Consider the following 15195-nt stretch of genomic DNA (forward strand, 5'->3'; position numbering starts at 1 on the left):
TTTTCAAAAAAGGTTTTGCAAAAATCAGTAAATACCACTTTCAAGTCTTTGAAGCTGATGTTTTCGCCAATCCACAAGCCTTCACATTGGTGAAACATGGGCGAGTGCGTGGCATCGCTATCAACACGGTAAGTGCGGCCGGGAGCAATCACACGTATTTCTGGCATGGCTTGCCCAGCATCTATCCGAGTCTGGTACTTTTGCACATGTGCCATGGCATGACGGATTTGCATGGGGCTGGTATGGGTGCGCAACAAGTAGCCGCCTTCAACATAAAACGTGTCGTGCATGGAACGCGCAGGATGATCTTCAGGGGTGTTAAGTGCCGTGAAATTGAACCAGTCGGTTTCGATTTCAGGTCCTTGCGCCACTTCAAAACCCATAGAGGTGAATATCTGTTCGATGCGCTCCAGGCTCAAGCTGACGGGATGCAATCCGCCTTGGCTGTGTAAGCTGCCCGGTAAAGTCACGTCGTAGGTTTCAGCCTTTAACTGAGCGTTCAACTCAGCGAGAGCAAGTTGTTCGCGGCAATGGTTCAAAGCCGCTTCGATCGCTTGTTTGGCGACATTGATCAATGCGCCTTGGCTTTTCTTGGCTTCTATATCGAGTTTGGCCAAGCCCTTCATGCGCTCGGTCAAATGCCCTGCTTTTCCCAGGAACTGCGCTTTGGCATTTTCCAGCTCAACAGGTGTGGTGCAAGCGGTGAACAGTTCCTGCGCCTGTTTCACCAAGGAATCGAGCTCATTCATGACTTGTCTTTGCTACAAATGAAGAAGGGATTGAAGTTTGGAAACCTCAACCCCTAGGGATCAACAAACTGCCCGTGGTCAGACGGACAATTCAAAGGCCGGATCAGGCCGCCAACTTGGCTTTCACTTGGTCAACGATGTGACCGAATGCAGCTTTGTCATGCACCGCCAGATCTGCCAGCATTTTGCGGTCGATCTCGATGGCGGCTTTGCGCAAACCGTTGGCGAATTGGCTGTAAGTGATGCCGAATTCACGTGCAGCCGCATTGATACGGGCGATCCACAATTGGCGGAACACACGTTTTTTGGCACGGCGGTCACGGTAGGCGTATTGCCCAGCCTTCATCACCGCTTCTTTGGCGATGCGATAGACGTTACCGCGGCGACCACGGAAGCCTTTTGCAAGGGCTAAAACTTTTTTGTGTCTGGCGCGAGCCGTCACACCACGTTTTACGCGAGGCATATTAAATTCTCCTTGTTCGTCCGTTGATCACAGGCCGGCCATGGGCAGCATTTGCGCCATGTGACCCATATTGGTTTCATGCACACCGGTTGGACCGCGCAAGTGACGTTTGTTCTTGGTGGTCTTTTTGGTCAGGATGTGTCGCTTAAAGGCTTGACCGCGCTTGACGGTACCGCCTGGACGAACGCGAAAACGCTTTTTAGCGCTGCTTTTGGTCTTCATCTTGGGCATATGAATGCTCCTGTTTTTTGTGCTCGTGAGGCGCTGCGAACCAGACGCAGACTTGTTAGCCCCGAGACACTTGTTTGCGTGGCCTTTTACGCTGTCGCTGTTTGCACAGTTTCAGCGGCGGGTTTGGCTACGCTACCCGGTTTTTTCTTGCCCGGCGCGATCATCATGACCATCTGCCGTCCTTCCAGTTTGGGAAACTGCTCAACCACAATCAAGTCAGCAAGTTCATCCCGAATTCTTTGCAATAGCGCCATACCGATTTCTTGGTGGGTAATCTCCCTACCCCTGAATCGCAATGTGATTTTGCATTTGTCGCCATCATCCAAAAACCGTTTGATGTTGCGCAACTTGATGTTGTAGTCACCATCATCAGTGCCAGGACGGAATTTGATTTCCTTAACCTCGATCACTTTTTGCTTGGACTTGGCTTCTGCAGCCTTTTTCTGTTCCTGGTACTTGAATTTGCCGTAATCCATCAACCTACAAACCGGTGGAACCGCGGTGGGTGAAATCTCCACCAAATCCACATCTAGCTCGCCAGCCATTCGCAATGCTTCAGCAAGACTCAGAATGCCTATGGCTTCGTTGTTCGGGCCGCTAACGCGGACTTCGGGAGCCATGATTTCCCGGTTAAGGCGGTGTTTGCGTTCCTCGCGTTGACGGCGATCGCGAAATTCAGTAGCGATGGTTCAATCCTTCAAAAAGTCGCTGAGTAACCAGCAGAAAACACCGCGCAATGAGGCTCAAGGCAATAACAAAATGTCATTGTTTGGAGGCGATATCAGAGGCTAACTTTTGGGAGAAAGCTTCGAGTGTCATGACACCGAGATCGATATTGCCCCGGGCGCGCACTGCGACGGTACCTGCTGCCATTTCCTTGTCACCCATGACTAGGATGTAAGGCAGCTTTTGCATTGAATGCTCGCGTATTTTATACGTAATTTTCTCGTTCCTCAGATCCTTGGTCACCCTAAACCCTTGATTTTTCAGCTTTTTGACCACATCCAAGGCATATTCAGCCTGTGCATCGGTGATATTGAGCACGACCACCTGCTCAGGAGCAAGCCAAACAGGCAGTGCACCAGCATGTTGCTCAATCAAAATACCAATGAATCGCTCAAGACTTCCAACGATGGCTCGATGCAGCATGACCGGACGATGTCGTGCACCGTCTTCTCCCACATATTCCGCGCCAAGTCGCTCTGGCATGGAAAAGTCCACCTGTATGGTTCCACATTGCCATTGACGGCCGATAGCATCCTTCAAGGTGTATTCAATTTTAGGACCGTAAAAAGCGCCGTCACCGGGCGAAATGATGAAGTCGCAACCAGATGCTTTTAAGCTATGCATCAGCGCATCTTCTGCCCTGTCCCAACTTTCGTCAGAGCCTATGCGTTGTGCTGGGCGCGTGGCAATTTTGTAAATGATATCGACAAAGCCAAAATCTTTATAAACCTTTTGCAGTAACGAAGTGTACGCAACGCATTCATCCAATATTTGCTCTTCAGTACAAAAAATATGTCCATCGTCCTGCGTAAAACCACGCACACGCATGATGCCATGCAATCCACCAGTAGGTTCGTTACGGTGACATTGACCGAATTCGCCGTAACGCAAAGGCAATTCGCGATAGCTTTTAATCCCTTGGTTAAAAATCAGAATATGTCCAGGACAATTCATGGGCTTGAGTGCGTAATCACGTTTTTCCGACTCGGTAGTGAACATGTTTTCACGGTACTTGTCCCAGTGACCTGTTTTCTCCCACAAAGTTTTATCTAAGATTTGAGGCGCTTTGACCTCTAGGTACCCGTTGTCACGGTAAACCTGGCGCATGTACTGCTCCACCATCTGCCACAAAGTCCATCCGTTCGGATGCCAGAACACCAGGCCAGGTGCATGGTCGTCGATATGGAACAAATCGAGTTCACGACCCAGCTTGCGGTGGTCGCGTTTTTCAGCTTCTTCTATTTGCGTCAAATACAGTTGTAAGTCTTCTTTGCTTGCCCAAGCAGTTCCATATATACGTTGCAGCATTTCGTTTTTGCTGTCGCCACGCCAATAAGCACCCGCGACTTTCATCAACTTAAAGTGTTTGAGCTTTCCTGTGCTTGGTACATGCGGGCCGCGGCACAAGTCCTCAAACTCTCCTTCCCTGTAAAGACTGACATCTTCACCAGCGGGAATGCTGCCCACGATCTCTGCTTTGTAATGCTCGCCTAAGGATTCAAAATAAGAAACAGCTTCGTCACGCGGTAACACACGGCGAATTACCTGTTCATCCTTTGCCGCAAGTTCGGACATTCTTTTTTCAATGGCCACCAAATCTTCTGGCGTGAAAGGCCGCTCAAATGAAAAGTCATAGTAAAAACCATTTTCAATGACAGGACCAATGGTGACCTGAGCTTGTGGAAACAAGGATTTCACCGCATAAGCCAATAAGTGCGCAGTTGAGTGGCGTATCAACTCAAGACCCTCGGCGTCCTTAGCTGTTATTATGGAAACAGTCGTATCTTGTGAAATGCTGAAACTTGCATCAACAAGAAGACCGTTGACTTTTCCACCTAATGTGGCTTTAGCTAGTCCAGCACCTATGGATGCGGCCAGTTCAGCGACCGTGACGGGGCCAGGGAATTCACGCAAAGAACCGTCAGGTAATGTGATTTGAACCATGTGTCTGAAATTAAAAAAGCGCGGAAATAAACCGCGCTGAATGGCTGGAGTGTCAACAAGTTGTTGATTTTCACATAAAAAAAGCCCGGTCACGACCGGGCTTTACAAAGCAGCGAATTTCAATGGAATTGTTCTTCTTCTGTAGATCCTGTCAGTGCTTTGACGCTAGATGATCCACCTTGAATAACAGTGGTCACATCGTCAAAATAACCAGCACCCACCTCCTGCTGATGCGATACAAACGTATAGCCTTGATCTCTGGCCGCAAACTCAGGTTCTTGAACCATATTCACATAATGTTTCATGCCTTCACCATTTGCATAAGCGTGAGCAAATTGGAAAGTATTAAACCAATTGATATGAATGCCTGCCAAGGTAATGAACTGGTACTTGTAACCCAACGAGGATAAATCTTCCTGGAACGAGGCGATCTGGTTATCATTCAAATTCTTCTTCCAATTGAATGAGGGTGAGCAGTTGTAAGAAAGCAGTTTGCCCGGGCAAGCAGCGTGAACAGCCTGGGCAAATTCGCGCGCAAACCCAATATCGGGAACGCCAGTCTCACACCAGACCAAATCAGCGTAAGGGGCATATGCCACACCACGGCTGATGGCTTGCTCTAAACCGTTTTTGACTCGGTAAAAACCTTCTTGGGTGCGTTCGCCAGTCAAAAATGGCTTGTCGTTAGCATCATGGTCTGAAGTGATCAGATTGGCGGCTTCCGCGTCGGTGCGGGCCAGAACAATGGTAGGCACACCCATGACATCTGCAGCGAATCGTGCAGAAATCAATTTCTCACAAGCTTCATGCGTAGGTACAAGAACCTTGCCGCCCATATGTCCGCATTTCTTAACAGCTGCCAGTTGGTCTTCAAAATGCACCCCTGCAGCACCAGAGGCAATCATGTTTTTCATCAACTCGAAAGCGTTCAATACGCCACCGAAACCTGCTTCTGCATCAGCCACAATCGGCAGGAAATAGTCGATGAAATCATTGTGACCAGGTTCGATACCACGACCCCATTGAATTTCATCAGCACGCTTGAACGTGTTGTTGATACGGCGAACCATTGTCGGCACAGAATCATAGGCATACAAAGATTGGTCGGGATACATCGTCTCTGAAGTATTTCCATCTGCAGCCACTTGCCACCCAGACAGATAGACAGCTTCTAAGCCAGCTTTAGCTTGTTGCATGGCTTGACCGGCACTGATCGCTCCAAAGGCATTGACATAACCTTTCTTAGAACCTCCATTGATTTTGTCCCACAGCTTTTCAGCTCCGCGCTTTGCAAGCGTGTGTTCAATGTGCATACTTCCACGTAAACGCACCACGTCGGCTGCGGAATATCCACGCTTGACGCCTTTCCAACGTGGGTTATTTGCCCAGTCTTTTTCGATGGCTTCGATTTGCTGTTGCCGGTTAAGTAGGGTTTTTGTCATTTTTAGCTCCAATGTGATGAAAATTGAACGGCTCTTCCTTTAACAAGGATGAATATGGGGTGTATTTTAAGTCTTATATAAGATATTTTTTCAATCTTGTGTCTTATATATGAATAAATTAAAATACATATGAATCAATACTTTATATATTAAATATCATATTATAAAAACGTAATTTGTATTATAAGATGATAAATAAAAAATTAATTTCAATAATTTCATTATGTGGAAAAGATTTTCATCCAATAAGTTTAATTAGCAGATTTTTCTCAAGCTATGGAGCGAATAGAAAAATTTCCAAGGCAAAAATCAATAAAAAATGAATTTCAGAGGAGAAAAAGTGATTTTTGTTATGAAATAAACAATTTCTACCTTAGGATATAGGAAGCCGACAAAAGCAAAAAAACTTGGCGGCTTTTCAATCACTTTTAGAAGGAAAATGAAAATGGCAACTGCAAAAAAAGCGGCTAAAAAAACCGCTGTTAAAAAAACTCCTGCAAAAAAAGCACCCGCAAAAAAAGCGGTAGTCAAAAAACCAGCAGCGAAAAAAGCACCTGCTAAAAAAGCAGTAGCGAAAAAAGCACCTGCAAAGAAAGCGGCAGTCAAAAAAACTGCAGCGAAAAAAGCACCTGCTAAAAAAGTAACAGCCAAAAAGGCGCCTGCTAAAAAGCGCACTCCCAATGCTGCGTTCATGAAACCACTGACACCAAGCAGTGCGTTAGCTGCGGTGATTGGATCAAGTCCGTTGCCACGCACAGAAGTCGTGAGCAAATTGTGGACATACATCAAAAAGCACAGTCTGCAAGACAAAGTCAACAAGCGCAACATCAACGCTGATGACAAATTAAAGGCTGTTTTCGGAAAAGCTCAAGTAACAATGTTCGAGTTAGCCAGCTTAATTGGCAAACACTTGCACTGAAAATACACAACTGCTTGTTTAAAAGGGCCGCTTTTGCGGCTCTTTTTATTTACACAACTGTATTAGAAATTTTGGTTGTCGAAGTGAATGTAAATTCACCTGGCGCACGGATAGGGTCAACGTTCACTGAGATAACAGCGCCTGGAAGAAACTTTCCCTCAAGCAATAACTTTGACAAAGGATTTTCAATACGTTGTTGTATGGCCCTTTTGAGCGGACGGGCACCAAAAACAGGATCAAAACCTACTTTTGCAAGTTCAAGTAATGCAGGATTAGAAACATTTAAGTCGAGGTCAATTCTTGCTAATCGATCACTTAAAGCTCGCAACTGTATGCCTGCTATTTTCTCAATATGTAGAGCATTCAAGGAATGAAAAACTACTGTTTCATCAATTCGATTTAGAAATTCTGGACGGAAATGATTTTTCAATTCATCAAATACAGCTTCTTTGATTTCCAGTGAATCCTGACCAACCATTGATTGGATGATCTTGGATCCTATGTTTGAAGTCATCACAATAACTGTATTTTTAAAATCAACAGTTCTACCTTGACCATCTGTCAATCGACCATCATCGAGCACTTGTAAAAGAATATTGAAAACATCAGGATGTGCTTTTTCAATTTCATCCATCAGAATGACTGAATAGGGTTTGCGACGAACTAACTCAGTTAAGTACCCTCCTTCGTCGTAGCCCACATACCCGGGGGGAGCACCAATCAATTTACTTACAGAGTGTTTCTCCATGAATTCACTCATGTCTATGCGAATCAAGTGGTCCTCGCTATCAAAAAGAAAACCCGCTAAAGATTTGCACAGCTCGGTCTTACCAACACCAGTAGGACCTAAAAATAAAAAAGAACCAGTTGGACGCGATGGATCACTTAAACCAGCCCTTGATCGCCGAATGGCATTTGCAACGGCTTGGATCGCCTCGTCTTGACCAATCACTGTTTCATGCAGGCTGTTTTCCATTTGCAGCAATTTATCTTTTTCACCCTGCATCAATTTCGACACAGGAATACCTGTTGCACGGGCTACAACTTCGGCAATTTCCTCTGCACCGACTTGTGTTCTTAGCAAGCGCGTTGTTTGAACAGCTTTTGCGGGGTTTTGCTCATACGCATTTGCTTCTTTGAATTTTTTTTCTAATTCAGGCAACTTGCCGTATTGAAGTTCAGCAACCTTATTGAAATTACCTTGTCGTTTAAATTCTTCCATTTGCATTTTGCATCGCTCAATTTCTTCTTTAAGCAAAGCGCCACCTTGTGCTTGAGCCTTTTCAGATTTCCAGATTTCTTCTAAATCTGCATATTCAAGTTGCAACTTAACAATTTCATCTTCGATGATTGCCATACGTTTTTGAGAGGCTTCATCTTGCTCCTTGCGCACAGCCTCACGTTCAATTTTGAGTTGAATCAATCGTCGATCAAGCTTATCCATTACCTCAGGTTTTGAATCTATTTCAATTTTTATTTTGGCCGCGGCTTCATCAATCAAATCAATGGCTTTATCCGGTAGAAACCGATCTGTAATGTATCTGTGAGAAAGCTCTGCAGCAGCAACAATTGCAGGATCTGTGATTTCCACACCGTGATGAATTTCATATTTTTCCTGTAACCCCCGCAAAATTGCTATGGTTGCTTCCACTGTTGGTTCACCCACAATGATTTTTTGAAATCGCCTCTCTAAAGCAGCATCTTTTTCAATGTATTTCCTGTATTCATCTAAAGTCGTTGCTCCGACGCAGTGCAATTCTCCTCTTGCAAGAGCAGGCTTGAGCATATTCCCCGCATCCATCGCACCTTCAGCTTTTCCTGCGCCGACCATGGTGTGCAGTTCATCAATAAAAACGATTGAATTTCCTTGATCTTTCGCCAATTCATTCAAAACATTCTTTAATCTTTCTTCAAATTCGCCTCTAAATTTTGCACCTGCCAATAAAGAGGCCATATCCAAGGATAAAACTCGCTTACCTTTTAAGGAATCAGGAACTTCGCCAGCAACAATACGCTGCGCAAGTCCTTCAACAATTGCGGTCTTACCTACGCCTGGCTCACCGATCAATACAGGATTATTTTTACTTCTACGTTGAAGTACTTGAATAGCGCGACGAATTTCATCATCTCTTCCAATGACTGGGTCAAGTTTTCCCTGCCGTGCGCGCTCGGTTAAATCCAAGCAATATTTTTTTAAAGTTTCTCTTTGAGACTCAGGATCAGCACTTTTGACTGACTCCCCTCCTCTGACAGCCTCTATGGCAGCTAGTAATGTTTGTTTATTTAAACCATGCGATCTGGCTTTATTTGCTAGTTCTATTTTTGAATCAGCCAGCACTAGAAAAAACAACTCACTGGCTACGTACTGATCTCCACGCTTAAGTGCATCTTTTTCTGCCGCTTGCAATATAGTCACCAGTTCTCGGCTTACTTGGACTTGTTCCTGCCCGTGAACAGTGGAAAGTTTACCCATCGCTTCTTCGCTGTCACGGAGTAATGCATTGATATTGACACCAGCTCGCATTAACAGCGCCCGCGGTCCATCGTCTTGTTTAAGCATAGCGACGACCAAATGACAGACTTCTATGTAGCCATGGTCAGCACCAAGCGCCAAAGTTTGTGCATCTGATAAAGCTTCTTGGAATTTGGTTGTTAACTTGTCTAGCCGCATACGTACCTCATTTTCAGTTCTAAGAGCTATTTGCGGCAGTTAAACCATTTTTCAATATCAATCTAAAGGTTTAGAAGGACTGTGCGCCGCATTGTTTGACAATATGCCCCATCGGCTCAAAGCATGGTCATCACTGACTCGAGCATCTACCCAACTATGCCCGCGAGGGGTAAGTTCCTTTTTCCAAAAAGGCGCATGTGTTTTTAAGTAGTCCATTAAAAATTCACAAGCTTGGAAACTTTGTCCTCTATGAGCAGAGGCAACTGCTACCAATACGATTTGATCAAGTGGCTTCAATAAACCAACCCTGTGAATAATTGTCGCCCCTATAAGTTCAAAACGAAGTTTAGCCTCCCCCACCATGTGATGAATAGACGCTTCAGTCATACCTGGATAGTGTTCCAATTCGAGCGTGGAAACAGTGTCTCCCTGATTTCGATCCCTCACAGTCCCGATGAAACTGCAAACAGCGCCCACCTCTTTATTATCAAGACGCAATTTCTCAATTTCTTGACTTAGATCAAAATCGTGAGTTTGAATAGCGATTTTTAAATACATATTTATCCACCCGTCACAGGAGGGAAAAAAGCTACCTCGGCATTTTCTTTCAATAACAAATCACCATCACAAACAACTTGGTTCATTGCCATTCGTATAGCCTTACCTTGAGAGAGTGCAGCACGGTAATTGGCTCCTTTAGACATCAATTCATCGCGTAACCCATTTAAATCTAAGCATGATGTCTCGACTTCTTCACTGGAAATTCCAATTTGTTCACGCACTGAAGCAAAATAACGAATGTTGATTTTCATGACATCCAATTTGTAAAGGGAATGAAATTAACTTCATCTCCCGGATTAATGACTTTGCCAGGCGGGTTGTCCACCACGCCATCCGCCCAAACCACAGATGTCAAAACACCTGAACTTTGATTTTCAAATATATCCAATCCGCCGCGTTCATTTCGCTTTACACGCAAAAATTCTCTTCGTTTATCCGCTTTAGGCCAAGCAAAATCAGCCCTCATGGGAAAGGAGGATAAATGAGTTCCATTTGCGCCTTGTAATTTCAAGATAAATGGTTTTGCTAACAGTAAAAAAGTAATATAACTAGAAACTGGATTACCAGGCAAGCCTATAAAGTGAGTCAGTTTGGTTGGATGAATGATTTGCCCGTACGCGAATGGCTTACCAGGTTTGATAGCCAATGACCAAAGATTGAGTTGACCCAGCGATTGAACAGCAGGTTTAACATGGTCTTCCTCTCCCACAGATACACCCCCGCTAGTAAGAATGAGATCATGACTGTTTGCAGCGATTGAAAAAGCTTTTGTAGTTTCTGTCAAATCATCAGGTAGTATGCCGAAGTCAGACACATCACACCCCAAACGAATTAGCAAGGCCTTAAGAAAGAATCTGTTGGAGTTATAAATTGCTCCTGGTTTCATATTCTCAGGCTCAATCTCACCGGGCATAACCAATTCATCACCCGTTGAAAAAAGTGCGACTTTAGGTCGGACAGTTACTTTAATTTTTGCTAAACCAATACTTGCCGCCAATCCAATGGCCGAGGGATGAAGTCTTTGACCTCGAGAAAGAATTTTAGAGTTCAATGAAATATCTTCGCCTTTGTGACGAACACATTGACCCGCTTTAGGTTGCGCATTTATTTGAATGTGTCCGTTTTCTAATATTTCACATTCCTCTTGCATCACTACAGTATCCGCCCCCCGAGGCATTGGTGCACCTGTAAAAATCCTATCTGCTTGACCCGGTGTTAGATTGACAGGCGAACTTCCAGCAGGAATTCGATTGCCTATTTTTAAGATGCCACCACTCTTTAAAAAATCTGAATGCTTAAAAGCATAACCATCCATGGCCGAGTTATCGAAAGCAGGTACTTCTATTTTGGAATAAATATCCTCGGCCAAGACTCTATGGTCAGCATCAAAAATAGAAACCACTTCATCAGCAGGCAAGCTTGCGGAAAAGCCAAGCAGTAACTCTAAAGCGTCATCGAGTGGAAGAAGTGCTTGCTTGTTCATGATGTATGAGGTTTTACAACTAATGAAAAGATAGAATTAGTGACAGTTAGTCTCAATGTAATTCTTAATCAAATTGATATGTGGCGGTAAAACTGTGTATTTCAAATCAAGCTTTGTCAGATCTTTGAATTTGGCTGGTATTTCAGGTAATTGGTGAATGGCTTCGTAAATTGTTTCAGAGAATTTAATTGGCAATGCAGTTTCTAACACTACCATAGGTTCATTAGGTATCAAATAAGAACGAGCAACGTTCACACCATCAGCAGTATGTGGATCAATGATTCTTTCATAGCTTGAGTAGACTTGGTTAATGCAATCTAGTCTATTTTGATGAGAACTCTTACCACTTACAAAGCCATATTTTTCTTTAATATGCATGAAATCCGGCTGGGCTGCAAGCGAAAACTCGCCTCGCTCTCTCAATTGAGTTGAGAATAAATCGTTGGTCAATGATGTGTCACGATTTAAAAAATCAAATATAAAACGCTCAAAGTTGCTTGCCTTGGAAATATCCATAGAGGGACTAGACGTCTCAAACGTATTTTGACTGTCTCTAAGCCTATACACACCAGAGCGGAAAAATTCATCTAGAACATCATTCTCATTGGTTGCAACGACCAGTTGAGAGATTGGCAAACCCATCATTCTGGCAACATGACCGGCACAAACGTTTCCAAAATTACCGCTAGGTACTGCAAAACTGATCTTCTGATCACTTGTGTCGGTGGCTTGGAAATACCCAGAAAAATAATATACAACCTGCGCAAGAAGTCGCGCCCAATTGATTGAATTGACTGTACCAATTTTGTATTTCTTTTTGAAATTTAAATCCCCCGATACAGCTTTGACAATGTCCTGACAATCATCAAAAACTCCATCGATAGCAATATTGAAAATATTTTCATCCAATAGGCTAAACATTTGTGCTTGTTGAAATTTGCTCATGCGTCCATGGGGACTGGTCATGAATACGCGCACCCCTTGCTTTCCTCGCATCGCATATTCAGCCGCACTTCCAGTATCGCCAGAAGTCGCGCCAAGGATATTTAACTGTTCACCCCTTCTCAATAACTCATACTCGAATAAATTTCCTAATAATTGCATGGCCATATCCTTGAAAGCCAAGGTGGGTCCATTAGAAAGTTCAAGGATTGAGATGTTGGAATCGAGTTTTCTCAAGGGTGTGATCAAAGGGTCACCAAATATCTCTGCACGGTAAGTTTTGACACACAAACCCATTAAATCCTGAGCAGGAATATCATCTATGTATAAAGATACGATTTCAAATGCCAGATACGCATATCCCTTGGTGTGATAGATATTGCGCAATCTGTTCAAATTTTCTAGATTTAAATAAGGGTATCTTTCAGGCAGATAAAGACCTCCATCTGGAGCTAAGCCTTCCAGCAGAATATCGCAAAATTTTTGTTTTTGAGCATACCCTCGTGTTGAGACATAAAACATCAGTTGAAATCTTCCTTGCGAATACGAATAACAGGTACCAAAACGGTAGATAGTTTTTGAATCTCGGATATGGCCAATTCCATCACGGATTCTTTAGCCTCATGCGTGAGAATAATGAGTTCAGTTTGCTTGCTTTCTGCGCTAGCTGGTTGCTGCAACATAGCATCTACACTGATGCCATGATCAGCTAGTATGCTGGAAATACTGGCAAGCACACCAGATTGATCTGCAACCCCTATGCGCAGGTAATTGCAAGTTGAAACATCAGCAATAGAAATGATTTGCGTGAATTGAGTATGTTCATATCGGAAACCCAAATCAGCTACCCGTTGATCAGGATCAGCTTTTGCAAGTCTGCTGATGTCTATCAGATCAGCAATAACTGCACTTGCGGTAGGTTCACCACCAGCACCTTTGCCGTAATACATGCTTGTTCCTAGGGCATCCGAGTTCACCATCACTGCATTCATTGCACCCTCTACTTTTGCAAGTAACGATCTCTCTGAAATTAAACAAGGATGGACTCTAACCTCAACTCCTTGGGCCGTTTGCTTTGTAATGCCTAACAATTTGATTCTGTAACCCAACTGCTCAGCAAATTGCATATCTTGTGATTGAAGATGCGAAATTCCTTCAATATATGTTTGATCAAATGGAATAGGGATGCCATAGGCAATGGCAGCCAAGATACTGCACTTGTGTGCGGCATCAATACCTTGTATGTCAAAAGCAGGATCAGCTTCGGCATATCCTAATCGCTGTGCCTCTGTTAAGGCTTGTTGGAATCCCCAATGCTTTTCACTCATTTGAGTCAAGATAAAGTTGGTTGTGCCATTGATAATGCCAGCTATCCATTGAATTCGGTTGGCTGATAGGCCTTCGCGGAGCACTTTAATGACAGGGATTCCGCCGGCAACCGATGCTTCAAACCCGACCATGACGCCTTTTTTTCGTGCTGCTTCAAAAATTTTTCCGCCATGAGTAGCCAGCAGTGCTTTATTGGCCGTCACCACATGCTTTCCTGATTCGATAGCTTTCATGACTATTTCAGATGCAAAACCATAACCGCCTATCAATTCAATAACAGCATCAATTTCTGCGTTAGCAATGATTTCATGGGCATCAGATACCACACGACAATCAGCGCTCACTATAGACTTTACTTTCGCAGTATCAAGGTCAGCAACCATAGAGATGTTCAAAGCGCGGCCCAAACGCCGCTCAATTTGATCTTGGTTTTGAATCAATAACTGATAAGTACTGCTTCCAACAGTTCCAAATCCAATTAAACCAACTTGAAGCGGTTTTAACATTGCGGATTCTTTCGGTAATTTTCTAAAAATTTAGCAATACGTTCTATCGCAACTGTCAGTTCATCTTCATGTGGCAGAAACACTATTCTGAAATGGTCTGTTGTCGGCCAATTGAATCCAGTGCCTTGCACCAGCAAAACTTTTGTCTCTTGCAATAGTTCATTGATAAAGTGCTGATCGTTTTTGATTGGATATATTTTGGGATCTAACTTAGGAAACATATAGAGTGCGGCTTGTGGCTTGACACAAGATACACCGGGAATGGCTGTGATTAATTCATAGGCTAAATCACGCTGTCTTCTTAGCCTGCCGCCAGGCTTGATCAAATCATTGATCGTTTGATAGCCTCCAAGTGCGGTTTGAATGGCGGATTGGCCGGGTACATTGGCGCATAACCGCATTGACGACAGCATGTTAAGCCCCTCAATGTAATCCTTCGCTGGTTTTTTATCACCAGATACCACCAACCATCCCGCCCTGTAACCACATGACCTGTAACTTTTGGACAGTGAGTTAAAGGTCAAAGTAAGCACATCTTTAGACAAACTTGCCATTGCCGTATGGTGAACACCGTCATACAGGACTTTGTCATACACCTCATCGGCAAAAATAATTAATCCATGCTCTCTGGCTAAATCAACAATACTTTTCAACAAATCATCTGAATACAAAGCGCCAGTGGGATTATTTGGGTTAATGACCACAATACCTTTGGTTTTTTTGGTTATCTTAGCTTTGATGTCTTCTATATTTGGCATCCATCCGTTGCCTTCATCACATAAATAATGAACTGGCGTTCCTCCAGACAAACTGACCGCAGCAGTCCACAGTGGATAATCAGGGGCAGGGAGTAACAACTCATCGCCTGTATTGAGTAACGCATTGGTAGCCATGACTATCAGTTCGCTGGCCCCATTACCCAAATAAATATCATCTAAATTTACGCCTTCCACACCTTGTTGCTGTGAGTAGTGCATGACAGCTTTACGAGCAGCAAAAATGCCCTTACTGTCTGAATAAGCAGCAGCACCTGGTAGGTTGCGAATAATGTCTTGCTGAATTTCCTCTGGCGCATCAAATCCAAAAACAGCAAGATTGCCTATATTCAATTTAATAATCTTATGGCCTTCTTCTTCCATTTGACGGGCCTTTTCCAACACTGGACCGCGAATGTCGTAGCACACATTGTCCAACTTGGATGATTTATGAATGGTTTTCAACTCAACTCC

The 15195-nt window shown here is 43.8% G+C and carries 14 protein-coding genes; 1 reads left to right on the forward strand and 13 read right to left on the reverse strand.

Annotated features, from left to right (window positions below):
• From AC9UG7_RS04510 to aceA, 6 genes are all read right to left on the reverse strand, one after another.
• On the reverse strand, positions 1-749 hold a 749-nt coding region (locus tag AC9UG7_RS04510), incomplete at its 3' end, for a phenylalanine--tRNA ligase subunit alpha (protein WP_509584766.1).
• Between the two features lie 103 nt (positions 750-852).
• The gene (rplT, locus tag AC9UG7_RS04515) at positions 853-1212 is read right to left on the reverse strand and encodes a 50S ribosomal protein L20 (RefSeq protein WP_509578148.1); all 360 of its coding nucleotides are present in this window, start codon (positions 1210-1212) and stop codon (positions 853-855) included.
• A 27-nt stretch (positions 1213-1239) separates the two neighbouring features.
• Positions 1240-1443, reverse strand: coding sequence for a 50S ribosomal protein L35 (rpmI, locus tag AC9UG7_RS04520; RefSeq protein ID WP_509533459.1), 204 nt, complete (start codon positions 1441-1443; stop codon positions 1240-1242).
• Positions 1444-1529: 86 nt separating this feature from the next.
• On the reverse strand, positions 1530-2129 hold the full coding sequence (gene infC / locus AC9UG7_RS04525; RefSeq protein ID WP_509584945.1) for a translation initiation factor IF-3: 600 nt from the start codon (positions 2127-2129) through the stop codon (positions 1530-1532).
• A 76-nt stretch (positions 2130-2205) separates the two neighbouring features.
• Positions 2206-4113 (reverse strand): threonine--tRNA ligase, encoded by a 1908-nt coding sequence (gene thrS, locus AC9UG7_RS04530; RefSeq protein ID WP_509584768.1) that lies wholly within the window; start codon positions 4111-4113, stop codon positions 2206-2208.
• 119 nt (positions 4114-4232) lie between these two features.
• Positions 4233-5555, reverse strand: coding sequence for an isocitrate lyase (gene aceA / locus AC9UG7_RS04535; RefSeq protein ID WP_509584771.1), 1323 nt, complete (start codon positions 5553-5555; stop codon positions 4233-4235).
• A 445-nt stretch (positions 5556-6000) separates the two neighbouring features.
• On the opposite strand from aceA, the gene AC9UG7_RS04540 reads away from it, so the two are divergent.
• Positions 6001-6474 (forward strand): SWIB/MDM2 domain-containing protein, encoded by a 474-nt coding sequence (locus AC9UG7_RS04540; RefSeq protein ID WP_509584773.1) that lies wholly within the window; start codon positions 6001-6003, stop codon positions 6472-6474.
• A gap of 49 nt (positions 6475-6523) precedes the next feature.
• Here AC9UG7_RS04540 and clpB read toward each other — a convergent pair whose 3' ends face one another.
• From clpB to AC9UG7_RS04575, 7 genes are read right to left on the reverse strand one after another with little or no spacing between them, the layout of a single operon-like run.
• The gene (clpB, locus tag AC9UG7_RS04545) at positions 6524-9145 is read right to left on the reverse strand and encodes an ATP-dependent chaperone ClpB (protein WP_509584776.1); all 2622 of its coding nucleotides are present in this window, start codon (positions 9143-9145) and stop codon (positions 6524-6526) included.
• A gap of 57 nt (positions 9146-9202) precedes the next feature.
• Positions 9203-9703, reverse strand: coding sequence for a molybdenum cofactor biosynthesis protein MoaE (locus tag AC9UG7_RS04550; RefSeq protein ID WP_509584778.1), 501 nt, complete (start codon positions 9701-9703; stop codon positions 9203-9205).
• Positions 9704-9705: 2 nt separating this feature from the next.
• The gene (gene moaD, locus AC9UG7_RS04555; RefSeq protein WP_509584781.1) at positions 9706-9957 is read right to left on the reverse strand and encodes a molybdopterin converting factor subunit 1; all 252 of its coding nucleotides are present in this window, start codon (positions 9955-9957) and stop codon (positions 9706-9708) included.
• The gene (locus tag AC9UG7_RS04560) at positions 9954-11189 is read right to left on the reverse strand and encodes a molybdopterin molybdotransferase MoeA (protein WP_509584784.1); all 1236 of its coding nucleotides are present in this window, start codon (positions 11187-11189) and stop codon (positions 9954-9956) included. The genes moaD and AC9UG7_RS04560 overlap by 4 nt, the downstream gene beginning before the upstream one ends.
• A 36-nt stretch (positions 11190-11225) precedes the next feature.
• Positions 11226-12653 (reverse strand): threonine synthase, encoded by a 1428-nt coding sequence (gene thrC / locus AC9UG7_RS04565; protein ID WP_509584787.1) that lies wholly within the window; start codon positions 12651-12653, stop codon positions 11226-11228.
• A complete protein-coding gene (locus AC9UG7_RS04570) occupies positions 12653-13966 on the reverse strand; it encodes a homoserine dehydrogenase (protein ID WP_509584789.1) in 1314 nt (437 codons plus the stop codon). Before AC9UG7_RS04570 ends, thrC begins: the two co-directional genes overlap by 1 nt.
• Positions 13960-15186, reverse strand: a complete 1227-nt coding sequence (locus AC9UG7_RS04575) for a pyridoxal phosphate-dependent aminotransferase (protein WP_509584792.1) — start codon at positions 15184-15186, stop codon at positions 13960-13962. The genes AC9UG7_RS04570 and AC9UG7_RS04575 overlap by 7 nt, the downstream gene beginning before the upstream one ends.
• Positions 15187-15195: the final 9 nt, after the last annotated feature.

Origin of the sequence: Limnohabitans sp., assembly GCF_046052765.1 — a bacterium.
Lineage (GTDB): Bacteria > Pseudomonadota > Gammaproteobacteria > Burkholderiales > Burkholderiaceae_C > Limnohabitans.